Origin of the sequence: Streptomyces sp. NPDC047014 (genome assembly GCF_040644195.1) — a bacterium.
In the GTDB taxonomy this organism is placed as follows: domain Bacteria; phylum Actinomycetota; class Actinomycetes; order Streptomycetales; family Streptomycetaceae; genus Streptomyces.
Genome location: NZ_JBEYVX010000006.1, coordinates 176,353 through 189,987 on the forward strand (window position 1 = coordinate 176,353; position 13,635 = coordinate 189,987).

Sequence of the window (13,635 nt, forward strand, 5' to 3'; positions counted from 1 at the left end):
TCGGCGCACCCTCGCGGGTGCCGCCCGGTCGAGCCGTTTTTCCGGCCTCGGCGTCCCCTGTGCGCTGTTCCGCTCCATCTGTCGTATCCCGACAGGCCCCGGAGTCCGTGCCCGATGAGGCAGGAGGACCCGGTGGCGCACCACGCCGCGCAGACCGCACCCGACGCGGACACCCGCGCCATGCGCCGAGCCGTCGCGCTCGCCGCCCGCGGCCTCGGCCACACCAGCCCCAACCCCGTCGTCGGCTGCGTCATCACCGACGCCTCCGGCGCCGTCGTCGGCGAGGGCTGGCACCAGCGGGCCGGCGGCCCCCACGCCGAGGTCCACGCCCTGCGCGCGGCCGGCGAAGCGGCCCGTGGCGGCACCGCGTACGTCACCCTCGAACCCTGCAACCACACCGGCCGCACCGGCCCCTGCGCCCAAGCCCTCGCCGAGGCCGGGATCACCCGCGTGGTCTACGCCGTCCCCGACCCGAACCCGCAGGCCAGCGGCGGCGGCGCCACCCTGCGCGCCGCCGGGATCGCCACCACGGCCGGGCTCCTCGCCGACGAGGCCGAGGCCGGGAACACCGCCTGGCTGACCTCCGTACGCCTGGGCCGCCCCCACGTGCTGTGGAAGTACGCCGCCACCCTCGACGGCCGGATCGCCGCCGCCGACGGCAGCAGCCGCTGGATCAGCTGCGCCGAGTCCCGCGCCGACGTCCACCGGCTGCGCGCCGAGGCCGACGCCGTCGTCGTCGGCACCGGGACCCTGCGCGCCGACGACCCCCACCTGGCCGTCCGCGGCATCGACGGCGCCACCCAGCCGCTGCGCGTGGTCCTGGACACCCGGGCCACCGTCACACCCGGCGCCCGGGTCCTGGACGGGGCCGCGCCCACCCTGATCGCCGTCGCCGACGACCTCGACGCCGCCGCCACCCGCCACCTCGCGGGCCGCGACCTGGCCCGGCTGCCGCGCGAGGGCGGCGGCCTCTCCGTCCGCGCCCTCCTCGCCGAACTGCACCGGCGCGGCGTCCGCTCCGTCCTCCTCGAAGGCGGCCCCACCCTGGCCGGCGCCTTCGTCGCCGCCGGAGCCGTCGACACCGTCGTCGGCTACCTCGCCCCCGTCCTCCTCGGCGCCGGGCCCGCCGCCCTCGCCGACGCCGGCATCGGCACCCTCACCGAAGCGCTCCGGCTGCGGATCACCGCCACCGACCGCATCGGCACCGACCTGCGCATCACCGCCGTCCCCGCGACGACGCCCGTCCCCACAGCCCCCAAGGAGCACTGAGTGTTCACCGGAATCGTCGAAGAACTGGGCGAGGTCACCGCCGTCGAGCAGCTGGCGGAAGCCTCCCGCTTCCGGCTGCGCGGCCCCGTCGTCACCGAGGACGCCAAGCACGGCGACTCGATCGCGGTCAACGGCGTCTGCCTCACCGTCGTGGAGACCGCCGACGGCGAGTTCACCGCCGACGTCATGCAGGAGACCCTGAACCGCTCCAGCCTCGGCGCCCTGACCGCCGGCTCCCGCGTCAACCTGGAACGCCCCATGGCCCTCGGCGGACGCCTCGGCGGCCACCTCGTCCAGGGCCATGTGGACGGCACCGGCGAGATCCTCGACCGCACCCCCTCCGAGCACTGGGAACTCGTCAAGGTCGCCCTGCCCGCCCACCTCTCCCGCTATGTCGTGGAGAAGGGCTCCATCACCGTCGACGGCGTCAGCCTCACCGTGGTCGAAGCCGCGGCCGACTGGTTCACCATCAGCCTCATCCCCACCACCCTCGCCCTGACCACCCTCGGCATCAAGAAGCCCGGCGACCCGGTCAACCTGGAGGTCGACGTCCTCGCCAAGTACGTCGAACGCCTCCTCGCCGCCGGCGTCGACCCGCTGCACGCGACGGGAGAAACCCGGTGAGCGCCCTGGACTGGCTCAACGCCGAAGCCTTCACCGTCTTCGGCCAGAAGGTCATCTGGTCCGACATGATCGGCAACCTGATGGGCCTCGCCGCCCTCGCCCTCGGCTGGCGCCGCTCCCTGTGGACCTGGCCCGCCCAGCTGCTCTCCGGCCTGATCCTCATCGCCGCCTACGCCTCCGCCCACCTCGCGGGCGGCGTCGGCAAGCAGCTCCTCGTCATCGGCGTGGCCGTCTTCGGCTGGATCAGCTGGCGGCGCGGCGCCCGGCAGGCGCAGGACGGCTCCCTCGCCGTGCGCACCGCCACCTGGACCGAACGCGGCCTGCTCCTCGCCGGAGCCGCCCTCGGCACCCTCGCCGTCGGCGGCCTGTTCACCCTCTACCCCTCGCTGTCCTGGAGCCCCTGGGCCGACGCCTACATCTTCGTCGGCACCATCGTCGCCATGGTCGCCCAGGCCCGCGGCCTCGTGGAGTTCTGGTTCGCCTGGCTCCTCGTCGACCTCGTCGGCGTCCCCCTCGCCTTCAGCAACGGCCTGGCCTTCTCCGGCCTCGTCTACGTCGTCTACTTCGCCCTCGTGCTGTGGGGTGCCCACGACTGGTACCAGCGCTCCCGCACCGACACCGCCCCGGCCCTCGAAGGAGCAGCGGCATGACCAGCCTCAAGCCCGTGCCCGACATCCCCGAAGAGACCTTCCGCCTCGACCCGGTCGAGCAGGCCATCCGCGACATCGCCGCGGGCCGCCCCGTCGTCGTCGTCGACGACGAGGACCGCGAGAACGAGGGCGACCTCGTCATCGCCGCCGAGAAGGCCACCCCCGAGATCATCGCCTTCATGATGAGCGAGTGCCGCGGCCTGATCTGCGCCCCCATGGAGAGCGACGAGCTGGAACGGCTCGAACTCCCGCAGATGGTCCAGGACAACACCGAGTCGATGAAGACCGCCTTCACCGTCTCCGTCGACGCGAGCGCCGCCCACGGCGTCTCCACCGGCATCTCCGCCGCCGACCGCGCCACCACCCTGCGCCTCCTTGCCGACGGCGCCAGCGGCCCCGGCGACTTCGTCCGCCCCGGCCACATCTTCCCGCTGCGCGCCCGGCCCGGCGGCGTCCTCGTCCGCAACGGCCACACCGAGGCCGCCGTCGACCTCGCCCGCCTCGCGGGCCTGCGCCCGGCCGGCGCCATCGTGGAGATCGCCGGCGAGGACGGCGTCATGCTGCGGCTGCCCGAGCTGATCCCCTTCGCCCGCAAGCACGGCCTGACGATCATCTCCATCGAGGACCTGATCGCCTACCGCCGCTCCGCCGAGCCCACCGTGCGCCGCGAGGCCGAGGTCAGCCTGCCCACCGCCTTCGGGGCGTTCACCGCGCACGGCTACCGCTCCACCGTCGACGGCGTCGAGCACGTCGCCCTCGTCCACGGGGAGATCGGCGACGGCGAGGGCATCCTGGTGCGCGTGCACTCCGAATGCCTCACCGGCGACATCTTCGCCTCCCAGCGCTGCGACTGCGGCCCCCAGCTGCACGCCTCCATGGAACGCATCAAGGCCGAGGGCCGGGGCGTCGTCGTCTACCTCCGCGGCCACGAGGGCCGCGGCATCGGGCTGCTGTCCAAGCTGCGCGCGTACGAACTCCAGGAGCGCGGCCGCGACACCCTCGACGCCAACCTGGAACTCGGCCTGCCCGCCGACGCCCGCGACTACGCCGCCGGCGCGCAGATCCTCGCCGACCTCGGCGTGCGCAGCGTCCGCCTGATGACCAACAACCCCGAGAAGTCCGACGCCCTCGCGCGACACGGCATCACCGTCAGCAGCCGGGAGTCCATGCCGGTCGAGGCGGGCGAGCACAATCTGCGCTACCTGCGCACCAAGCGGGACCGGATGGGCCACGACCTGCCCTGGCTGGACGGGCCCGTGACCACCTCCGCCTGCGGCAACCAGTAGGCACGCACCACCACCCGTAGCACCATCCGTACGCACCACCACCCGTACGTACATCCACGAACCACCGAGGAGCAGAGCTGTGAGCGGCAAGGGCGCACCCGAACTGAGCGTGAAGAACTGCGGAGACCTCCGGGTCGCCGTGATCGCTGCCCAGTGGCACGAGAAGGTCATGGACGGACTGGTCGACGGAGCCCTGCGGGCCCTGCACGAGCTGGGCATCGACGAGCCCACCCTGCTCCGCGTCCCCGGCAGCTTCGAGCTCCCGGTCGTCGCCAAGGTCCTGGCGGGCCGCGGCTACGACGCGATCGTCGCCCTCGGCGTGGTCATCCGCGGCGGCACCCCGCACTTCGACTACGTCTGCCAGGGCGTCACCCAGGGCCTGGTCCAGGTCTCCATCGACACCGGCGTACCCGTCGGCTTCGGCGTCCTCACCTGCGACAACGACGAGCAGGCGCTCGACCGCGCCGGTCTTGAGGGCTCGAACGAGGACAAGGGCCACGAAGCGGTCACCGCCGCCGTCTCCACCGCCATGACCCTGCGCACCGTCAGCGAGCCCTGGCGCTAGACCCTCCGCCCCGGATGCGCAAGGAGTCCAAGGAGTGAACCCCGGCACCGGGGTGCCCGGGTCAGCCCGTACTCTAAGGACATCATGGCGAACAAGACCTCCAAGACCTTCGAGGAGCTCTTCACCGAGCTCCAGCACAAGGCCGCCACCGGCGACCCCACCACCTCCCGCACCGCCGAGCTGGTGGGCAAGGGCGTCCATGCCATCGGCAAGAAGGTCGTCGAGGAGGCCGCCGAGGTCTGGATGGCCGCCGAGTACGAGGGCAAGGAAGCCGCCGCCGAGGAGATCTCCCAGCTGCTGTACCACGTCCAGGTGATGATGGTCGCGCGCGGGATCTCCCTCGACGACGTCTACGCCCACCTCTAGACACCCGGCGGCGGGCCGCGGGCCCAGGCCCCGCCCGCACCCGCAGTCCCCGAAGTATCCGTACCTCACGCATTCCACGCATTCCACGCACTCCACGCCTCAAAGGAAGCCCCATGCTGCGCATCGCCGTCCCCAACAAGGGTTCACTCTCCGGACCGGCGTCGGCGATGCTCCATGAGGCCGGCTACCGGATGCGCAAGGAGTCCAAGGAACTCGTGGTCGTCGACCCCGAGAACGAGGTGGAGTTCTTCTACCTCCGCCCCAAGGACATCGCGATCTACGTGTCCACCGGCCGGCTCGACATCGGCATCACCGGCCGCGACCTCCTCCTCGACTCCGGCGCCGGCGCCGAGGAGATCCTGCCGCTGAACTTCGGCCGCTCCACCTTCCGCTACGCCACCACCCCCGGCACCGCGAAGGGCCCCGAGGACTTCACCGGCATGACGATCGCCACCTCGTACGAGGGGATCGTCGCCAAGCACCTCGCGGACCACGGCATCGACGCCTCCGTCGTCCACCTGGACGGCGCGGTCGAGACCGCCATCCAGCTCGGCGTCGCCCAGATCATCGCGGACGTCGTCGAGACCGGCACCAGCCTGCGCAACGCCGGCCTGGAGGTCATCGGCGAGCCGATCCTCACCTCCGAGGCCGTCGTCATCCGCGGCAACGGCGCCGACGCCGAGGACCCGCAGGTCCAGCAGTTCCTGCGCCGCCTCCAGGGCGTCCTGGTGGCCCGCAGCTACGTGATGATGGACTACGACTGCCGCGCCGAGCACCTGGAGCGCGCCGTCGCCCTCACCCCCGGCCTGGAGTCCCCGACCGTCTCCCCGCTGCACAACGAGGGCTGGGTCGCGGTCCGCGCCATGGTCCCGGCCAAGGAGGCCCAGCGGATCATGGACGACCTGTACGAACTCGGCGCGCGCGCGATCCTCACCACCTCGATCCACGCCTGCCGCCTCTAGACCCCGCGCGGACGGCGCGCCCGACCGGCGCGCCGCCCCCGCCCCGCACGCCCCTCCAGAAGGCACCGCATCATGGCCGAGTCCGCCGCCCCGCCCGCCACGCCCACCCTGCCGGTCACCTTCCGGCCGACCCGCACCCGGGCCGTCCTGCTGGGCGTGGGCGCCGTCATGTTCGCCACCATCACCGGCATCGCCGTCCTGCTGGAGCGCCTGCAGCCCGGTGAGCGGATCAGCTTCGTCCTCGTCGCCGTCCTGCTGAGCTCCGTACTCGTCCTGCTCAGCCGCCCCAAGGTGGTCGCGGACGAGGACGGCGTCACCGTCGTCAACCTCACCAACACCCGCCGCCTGGCCTGGGCCCAGATCCTCCGGGTCAACCTGCGCCCCGGCGACCCGTGGGTGTTCCTCGACCTCAGCGACGGCACCAGCCTGCCCGCCCTCGGCATCCAGCCCGGCGTGGCCAAGCAGCAGGCCATCCGCGACGCGCGCGCCCTGCGCACCCTCGCCGAAACCCGCGGAACCGGGACGAACGACCGCTGAGCGGACGCCCCGCGCCGCCGCGTACCGTTGCGGCCGCGAGGCCAGTGACTACCCTGGTGGCGGGGCACCGCCGTGCGCCCCGCCCACCGGCCCCGGGACCCCGAGGCCCGCGGGCACCTGCTACTCGAGGAGTGACTCCCTCCAGCAATGGACGGATCGTCCGGTAATATCCGCGCCGCCCTCCCCACGGAGGCGGCGGCATGACCATCCCGCTACTCCTGCTCCTGGCGGCATTCGCCCTGATCCTCGCCAACGGCTTCTTCGTGGCGGCCGAGTTCGGCCTCGTCACCGTGGAACGCCCCGAGGCGGAGCGCGCCGCAGCCGACGGAGACCGCCGTGCCCGTACGGTGGTCAGGGCCCTTCGGGAGCTGTCCTTCCAGCTCTCCGGCACCCAGCTCGGCATCACCCTCACCTCCCTCGTGGTCGGCATGCTCGCCGAGCCCGCCCTCGCGGCCCTGCTGTCGGGGCCGCTCGCGGCCACCGGCCTGCCGGAGGGAGCCGTCTCCGGCGTCGCCGTCGTCATCGGCATGCTGCTCGCCTCCGCCGTCCAGATGGTCGTCGGCGAGCTCGTCCCGAAGAACTGGGCGGTCTCCCGGCCGCTCCAGGTGGCCCGCTTCGTCGCCGGCCCCCAGCACGCCTTCTCACGCCTGTTCCGGCCGGTCATCGCCGGGCTCAACGCCGTCGCCAACCGCCTCGTGCGGGCGCTCGGCGTGGAGCCCACGGAGGAGATGGCCTCCGCCCGCACCCCCGGCGAACTGGTCTCCCTGGTCCGCCATTCGGCCCAGGCCGGCGCCCTCGAACAGGACACCGCCGACCTCTTCGTACGGACCCTCTCCCTCGGTGAGCTGACGGCCCAGCACGTCATGACCCCCCGGGTCAGGGTCAGCGCCCTCCAGCACACGGCCACCGCCGCCGACGTGCTCAACCTGACCCGCGCCACCGGCCTGTCCCGCTTCCCGGTCTACCGCGAACGCATCGACGAGGTCACCGGCGTCGTCCACCTCAAGGACGCCCTCGCCGTCACCGAGTCCGAGCGCGACCGCGTCAGCGTCGGCCGGATCTGCGTGCCCCCGCTGCTGGTGCCCGGCTCCCTGCCGGTGCAGCCGCTGCTGGAGCGGCTGCGCAGCGAGCAGCCGATGGCCGTGGTCGTCGACGAGTACGGCGGCACCGCCGGGGTGGTCACCCTGGAGGACATCGTGGAAGAGCTGGTCGGGGAGGTCCGCGACGAGCACGACCTCGCCGAGGACGCCGTCCCCGAACTGGCCGCCGTACCCGCCGAGGACGGCCGCCCCTCCTGGGAGGCCGACGGCAGCTGCCGCGTCCAGACCCTGCGCCGGATAGGTCTGGAGGTGCCCGAGGGACCCTACGAGACCGTCGCGGGGCTCGTCGCCGACCTCCTCGGCCGCATCCCCGCCCCCGGGGACCGCGCCGACCTGCCCGGCTGGAAGCTGTCCGTCCGCAGGGTCGGCCGCAACCGGGCGGAACGGGTCCGGCTGGTCCGGCTCACGGCCGTGCCCGCCGCAGGCGGCTCCCGGCCCGCCACCGCCCCCGCGCAGGCTCCCGCGGGCTTCGCCTCCGGTCCTGACACCGCCACACCGGTCCCGCAGCGGGCCGAGCTGGAAGGGGCCGCGCGGTGAACGCCCTCCAGCTGCTCTTCGCCCTGCTGCTCGTCCTCGCCAACGGCTTCTTCGTCGGCGCCGAGTTCGCCCTGGTCTCCGTACGCCGCAGCCAGATCGAACCCCTCGCCGCCGGGTCCAAGCGGGCCCGGCAGGTCCTCCACGGGCTGGAGAACCTGCCGCGCATGATGGCCGCCGCACAGTTCGGCATCACCATCTGCTCCCTCACCCTCGGCGCGGTCGCCGAACCCACCGTGGCCCGGCTGCTGGAGCCCGTCTTCCACGCCGCCCACGTCCCGGAGGGCCTGATCCACCCCCTCGGCTACGCCCTCGCGCTGGCCGCCGTGGTCTTCCTCCACCTGGTCATCGGCGAGATGGTCCCCAAGAACCTCGCCATGGCCGCCCCCGAGCGGACCGCCCTGTGGTTCAGCCCCGGCCTGGTGGCCTTCGCCCGCGTGTGCGGGCCGGTCACCACCGGCCTCGGGGCCTGCGCCAAGCTCGTCCTCAAGCTGTTCAAGGTCGAGCCCAAGGACGAGGTCGAGGCCGTCTACACCTCCAGCCAGCTGGGCCGGCTCCTCAAGGACTCCCGGCAGGCCGGACTGCTGGAACCGGTCGAGCAGGAACGGCTGGAGGACGCGCTGGAACTGGGCAGCCGCCCCGTCACCGACGTGCTCCTCGACCGGGACCGCCTGGTCACCGTCGGTCCCGCCGTCACCCCGCGCCAGATCGAACAGCTCACCGTGCGCACCGGCTACTCCCGTTTCCCCGTCCGCGCGGACAGCGGCGCCTTCATGGGCTACCTGCACGTGAAGGACGTACTCGACCTGGAGGACCGGGAGCGGGCCGTGCCCCAGCGGGTCTGGCGCCGGATGACCACCCTGTGCTCCACTGTCCCGCTGGACGACGCCCTCGGCGTCATGCGCCGGGACGCCACCCATCTGGCCCAGGTCGCGGATCCGGGCGGCCGGGTCCTCGGACTGGTCGCCCTGGAGGACGTCCTGGAGATGCTGGTCGGCGAGGTCCGCGACCCGGCGCACCGGGCGTACGTACGGGGCGCGTGAGCACAGCCAGCTGATCACCACCGCGTGACGCCGGACCCCGGGACCCGACCTGGGGCCCGCCCGGGACCTGAACCGGGCCCGAACCGGGCCCGATCCGGGACCGGCGTCACGCGGGACCGTCACAGCGCCGGGGGATCCGGCCGTTCCTGCGGCCCCCGGCCCGACAGGACCTCCCCGTACGCCTGCATCAGATCCGGCAGCCGCAGCGTGGCCAGGTCGTCCCGCGAGGGCTCGCCCGCGAAGCCCGCCAGCCGCAGGTCCCGGTACGCGCAGCTCTTCTCGTACAGCGTGCGCAGGAAGCGGCCGTTGCCCAGCTCGTCGATCCAGCCCTGCTCCACCACATGCCCGCTGATGCTGCGCAGCTCCTCCAGGGCCTCCTCGTCCCACCGGTCGCCGTTCGCGTCCGCGAGCACCCCGCCGATCGCGGTCAGCTCCAGCGGGCGGTAGCTCGGGAAGTCCACCCGGGTCGTGAACCGCGAGGACAGCCCCGGATTCGCCGCCAGCAGCCGGTCCATGCCCGCCGGATAGCCCGCGAGGATCACCACCAGGCGGTCCCGGTTGTCCTCGGCCCGCTTGAGGAGCACCTGCAGGGCCTCGTCCCCGTACGCGTCGCCCTTGCTGTAGCCCGAGTTGGACAGCGAGTACGCCTCGTCGACGAAGAGCACACCGCCGATCGCGGAATCGATCAGCTCGTTCGCCTTCACGGCCGTCTGGCCCAGGAACTCGCCCACCAGATCGGCCCGTTGGGCCTCCACCAGATGGTCCCCGCCGAGCAGGCCCAGCGCGTAGAAGACCCGGCCCAGGATTCGGGCCACCGTGGTCTTGCCCGTACCCGACGGGCCCGAGAACACGAAGTGCCGTTTCGGCGGCTGCACCGGAAGCCCCTGACCCGCCCGCAGCCGCGCCATGTGCAGCTGCGCCGACAGCGCCTTCACCTGCCGCTTGACCGGCTCCAGGCCCACCATCCGCTCCAGCTCCGCCAGCGCCTCCGCGAGCGCCGCCGGATCCGCCGGCCCGGCCGGCAGCCCCTCCGGCGCGCCCTGCTGCGGCACCGCCGTCTTCCGCCGGACCCCCTCCGCCCGGCCCGCCGAAGGCGGCGCCAGCGGGCCCGGCTCCACCGGCCCCTGCTCCGCCAGGTCCGGGACGAGCCCGGCGCCGCCCGGCGGGCCCCCGCCGAGGGCGACCGCCGCGAGGTCCCCGCCGACGGGGGCGGGGCCGTGGCCCGCGTAGCCCCCGTAGCCGCCGTAACCGGCCAGGCCCGCCAGATCGGCCATCCCGTCGGTGTCGTCGCTGTCCTCGATGGCCGTCAGCCGCGCCGCCGTGTCCATGAACGAGGGATCCACCCGGTGCACCGCCCGGTACAGCGGCAGCGCCGCCGCGCTGCGCCCGGTGCCCTCGTGCGCCCGCGCCAGCCAGTACCGCAGCTCTTTGCGCTGCGGCTGCTCGCTCCGGCAGCGCATCAGCGCCGCCGACAGCATCGGCTCCGCCTGCCCGTACATCTCCAGCCGGACCCGCGCCATCCCGCCGAACAGCCCCGACTCGATGCCCAGCAGCGGATCGTTCACCAGCGGCTCGGTGTGCCGGACCAGCTGCTCCCAGTCCTTGACCAGATACGCCCGGCACGCGTGCAGGAAGCGGACCTGCGGGTCGGTGTCCACGGGCGGCAGCGCGGCCAGCGCCTGGTCCAGCTCCGGCACGTGCCGGCCGTCCAGCCAGTGCGAGGCGTGGGCGAGCAGCAGATCCCGCCGGTTCTCCAGCACCGGCTGCACCCACCAGCCCAGCCAGTACCAGGAGTTCAGCGTCCGGCGGTGCCGGGTGCGCTGCTCGCCGAAGCGGTCCCGGTGCGCGTACATGCGCAATAACGCGGTCCCGGTGTCCACCCGGAGCGCGTGCAGGCCCAGCCAGGCATCGGCCATGGAGGGATCGAGCCGTACGGCCGCCCGGAACTCCTCCTCCGCCTGCGGATAGGCGCCCATGGTGCAGGCGTCGACCCCGCGCAGCCAGGCGAGTTCGGCCGGGGCGTGCATGCTGCCCGGCGTGCCGAAATCCATCACGTCCCCCAGAAGCCTGCCCCCGTGGTGCGTGGCAATACCCGCTTCGAGCGCGCGAGTTGCCCGGTGCCCCCGACTGGCGTCGCTGAAATCAGGGCTGCATCGTACCTGCGCTTTCGCACCATACGTAGGGCGCGGAGGAGCCGGATCGGACGTGCGCCCCGGCCCGCGTCGGTGACTCAGCGTGAAGAACGGGGGAGTGGCGGGCCCGCGGAAAGGGCCGGCCGGAGCAGGGCGCGGACAGCACGAAGCCCCCGATCACGGGGGAACAATCGGGGGCTTCATGTCCGCTACGGCCTGTGCGGGCCGTGCACGGAGAACGTAAGGCCGCCGCCGGTCCCCGGTCAAGCGGGTCGGCGGAGGCCCGCTGGAGGCCCGTTCCAGGACGGCTCAGGCCCGGGGGAGGCCGTCACCCTCCGTCACCGGAGGCGGGGTCGCGGAGGTCCCACCGGCCCCGGAAGACCACTCGTATCCCGTACCGCTCTGGCGTACCAGGATGTCGGCGAAGGGGCGCGAAGGGTCACGGGAGAAGTGCGCGCGCTCGGCGCGCTCCCATTCGTCCCAGAAGTCGGACAGTTCGCGCCCGTCCCGGTTTCGCCCTCGCAGCCAGGACTCCGCCCGCGGCGTCTCCATCCACAGCAGCCGCGCCAGCCACGGGCGCAGCACCCGCCGCCCGGCCCCGACCCCCTCGATCAGCACCACCGGCGCCGGCTCCAGCACCCGCCGCGCCCCGAACCGCCGCTCCACCCAGTCGTACGGGGCCCAGTGCGCGGGCCGGCCCGCGGCCAGCGGCTCCAGCACCTGCGCGCGCAGCCGCTCCTCCCAGCCGAACAGCTCGGCATGGCTGGCCACATCGTCCAGGTGCAGTACGGGCGCACCGCCCAGCGCCTCCGCGAGGCGGCCCGCGAAGGTGCTCTTGCCCGATCCGGCGTGCCCGTCCACCGCGATCAGGCGGACCGGGCCCAGCGAGGGCGGCAGGGCGGCGAGCTCCCGGGCCAGGGGCTCAAGGGACTCAAGGGGCTCAGGGTGCTCAAGCCGCTCAGGGTGCTCAGAGGGCTCAAGGGACTCACGTGACGGGTGCGGCTCCACCCGACCAGCGTAGACAGGCCCGACACGACCCCGAGGTTCGGCCTCCGGCCCCCGGGAACTGGAAGGGTGAGGCCACCCGAAGCGCCGACCCACCTGGGGGAACCCCGCGATGACCGCACCCACGCCCCGCCGGGCCGTACTCGTCGCCGCGCTCGCGGCCGCCACCGCGGCCACCGCCGCCACCGTCCCCGGCGGCGGGACCCGGGCCGCCGCGGCCACCGCCGCGCGCGCGTCCGGACGTACCGTCGACAACCGCTTCTGGTACTCCTACGGCCACTGGGCGGCCGGCACCCACCAGGGCACCACCGCCGTCGGCGGGACCCGGCCCGGCCTGGAGATGGCCTCGGCCGTCGGCCGCACCGAGTACGCCGACCCGCACACCGGCCGCAGGGCCACCTGGGAGTACGCCACCTGGACCTCCCCCCTCCACCGCTCCACCGTGCCCGCCACCGAGGCCATCGCCTCCTGGAACGCCCGTACCCCGGCCGGAAGCTGGATCCGGATCGAACTGCGCGGCACCTACACCGACGGCACCGCCACCCCCTGGTACACCATGGCGCGATGGGCCTCCGGCGAGGCCGACATCCGGCGCACCTCCGTCGACGGCCAGAGCGACGGCAGGTCCACCGTCTGGACCGACACCCTCGCCCTCGACCCCGCCGCCGCGGCCGGGGGCCTGCGCCTCGCCGCCTGGCAGCTGCGGCTGACCCTCCACCGCAAGCCCGGCGCGGCCGCCGGACCGACCGTATGGCTGGCCGGGGCGATGGCCTCCGACGTGCCCGACCGGTTCACCGTCCCCGCCTCCACGCCCTCCGGGGCCGCCCGCGAACTCGCCGTGCCGCGCTACTCGCAGGAGATCCACGCCGGCCGGTACCCGCAGTACGACAACGGCGGCGAGGCGTGGTGCAGCCCCACCTCCTCCCAGATGGTCGTCGAGTTCTGGGGCGGCAGGGCCGACGCCACCGACCTGGCCTGGGTCGACAGCCGCTACTCCGACCCGCAGGTCTGCCACGCGGCCCGCTCCACCTACGACGCCGCGTACAAGGGCTGCGGGAACTGGCCCTTCAACGCCGCCTACGCCGCCACCTACCGCGGCCTCGGCGGGCTCGTCACCCGCCTCGGCTCCCTGACCGACCTGGAGACGCTGATCGCGGCGGGCATCCCGGTCATCACCTCCCAGTCCTTCCGCCAGGAGGAGCTGACGGGCGCGGGCTACGGAACGGCGGGCCACCTGATGACCGTCATCGGCTTCACCGCCGCCGGGGACGTGATCGCCAACGACCCCAACTCGCCCGACAACCCCTCGGTGCGGCGGGTCTACAAGCGGGCCGAGTGGGAGACGATCTGGCTGCGCACCAAGCGCCAGGCCGCCGGCGGCAAGACCGCCTCGGGCAGCGGCGGGATCTGCTACCTCTACGGGCCCGCGCGGCCGGGGGCCGCCCAGCTCGCGGCGCTGCGGAGCGTCGGGGTGCTGTGAGGTGCTGTGGATGCGGTGAGGTGAGGTGCGGTGCGGGCGGGCCGGGGTGCACGCGGTGAAAAACCGGGCATTCCGGCGTTGA

General features: G+C 73.6%; 13 protein-coding genes. 11 read left to right on the forward strand and 2 right to left on the reverse strand.

Annotation, left to right across the window (positions count from 1 at the left end):
- Window positions 1-114: 114 nt before the first annotated feature.
- The 10 genes from ribD (at window position 115) to ABZ873_RS06485 (ending at window position 8,936) form a co-directional block, all read left to right on the forward strand.
- Window positions 115-1,269: a bifunctional diaminohydroxyphosphoribosylaminopyrimidine deaminase/5-amino-6-(5-phosphoribosylamino)uracil reductase RibD gene (gene ribD / locus ABZ873_RS06440; protein WP_360866070.1), complete on the forward strand. Its 1,155-nt coding sequence runs from the start codon at window positions 115-117 to the stop codon at window positions 1,267-1,269.
- Complete coding sequence (locus ABZ873_RS06445; protein WP_360866073.1) at window positions 1,270-1,893, forward strand: riboflavin synthase; 624 nt, start codon at window positions 1,270-1,272, stop codon at window positions 1,891-1,893. It begins immediately after the preceding gene.
- Entirely contained in the window at window positions 1,890-2,543 is a 654-nt protein-coding gene (locus ABZ873_RS06450; protein WP_360866076.1) for a nicotinamide mononucleotide transporter family protein, read from the forward strand. The genes ABZ873_RS06445 and ABZ873_RS06450 overlap by 4 nt, the downstream gene beginning before the upstream one ends.
- The gene (locus ABZ873_RS06455; RefSeq protein WP_360866079.1) at window positions 2,540-3,829 is read left to right on the forward strand and encodes a bifunctional 3,4-dihydroxy-2-butanone-4-phosphate synthase/GTP cyclohydrolase II; all 1,290 of its coding nucleotides are present in this window, start codon (window positions 2,540-2,542) and stop codon (window positions 3,827-3,829) included. The genes ABZ873_RS06450 and ABZ873_RS06455 overlap by 4 nt, the downstream gene beginning before the upstream one ends.
- A 79-nt stretch (window positions 3,830-3,908) precedes the next feature.
- Window positions 3,909-4,394: a 6,7-dimethyl-8-ribityllumazine synthase gene (ribH, locus tag ABZ873_RS06460; protein WP_007262951.1), complete on the forward strand. Its 486-nt coding sequence runs from the start codon at window positions 3,909-3,911 to the stop codon at window positions 4,392-4,394.
- A gap of 84 nt (window positions 4,395-4,478) precedes the next feature.
- On the forward strand, window positions 4,479-4,760 hold the full coding sequence (locus ABZ873_RS06465) for a phosphoribosyl-ATP diphosphatase (protein WP_360866082.1): 282 nt from the start codon (window positions 4,479-4,481) through the stop codon (window positions 4,758-4,760).
- A gap of 113 nt (window positions 4,761-4,873) precedes the next feature.
- A complete protein-coding gene (gene hisG, locus ABZ873_RS06470; protein WP_360866085.1) occupies window positions 4,874-5,722 on the forward strand; it encodes an ATP phosphoribosyltransferase in 849 nt (282 codons plus the stop codon).
- A gap of 72 nt (window positions 5,723-5,794) precedes the next feature.
- Complete coding sequence (locus ABZ873_RS06475; RefSeq protein ID WP_360866088.1) at window positions 5,795-6,259, forward strand: PH domain-containing protein; 465 nt, start codon at window positions 5,795-5,797, stop codon at window positions 6,257-6,259.
- 200 nt (window positions 6,260-6,459) lie between these two features.
- Window positions 6,460-7,896, forward strand: coding sequence for a hemolysin family protein (locus tag ABZ873_RS06480; protein WP_360866090.1), 1,437 nt, complete (start codon window positions 6,460-6,462; stop codon window positions 7,894-7,896).
- Window positions 7,893-8,936 (forward strand): hemolysin family protein, encoded by a 1,044-nt coding sequence (locus ABZ873_RS06485; protein ID WP_360866093.1) that lies wholly within the window; start codon window positions 7,893-7,895, stop codon window positions 8,934-8,936. Before ABZ873_RS06480 ends, ABZ873_RS06485 begins: the two co-directional genes overlap by 4 nt.
- 119 nt (window positions 8,937-9,055) lie before the next feature.
- Here the strand turns inward: ABZ873_RS06485 and ABZ873_RS06490 are convergent, their stop codons facing one another.
- Together ABZ873_RS06490 and ABZ873_RS06495 are read right to left on the reverse strand one after the other, a co-directional pair.
- The gene (locus ABZ873_RS06490) at window positions 9,056-10,987 is read right to left on the reverse strand and encodes an AAA family ATPase (protein WP_360866096.1); all 1,932 of its coding nucleotides are present in this window, start codon (window positions 10,985-10,987) and stop codon (window positions 9,056-9,058) included.
- A gap of 390 nt (window positions 10,988-11,377) precedes the next feature.
- The gene (locus ABZ873_RS06495) at window positions 11,378-11,986 is read right to left on the reverse strand and encodes a hypothetical protein (RefSeq protein ID WP_360866176.1); all 609 of its coding nucleotides are present in this window, start codon (window positions 11,984-11,986) and stop codon (window positions 11,378-11,380) included.
- Between the two features lie 199 nt (window positions 11,987-12,185).
- Between ABZ873_RS06495 and ABZ873_RS06500 the strand changes: the two genes are divergently transcribed.
- Entirely contained in the window at window positions 12,186-13,553 is a 1,368-nt protein-coding gene (locus ABZ873_RS06500) for a peptidase C39 family protein (RefSeq protein WP_360866099.1), read from the forward strand.
- Window positions 13,554-13,635 lie beyond the last annotated feature (82 nt).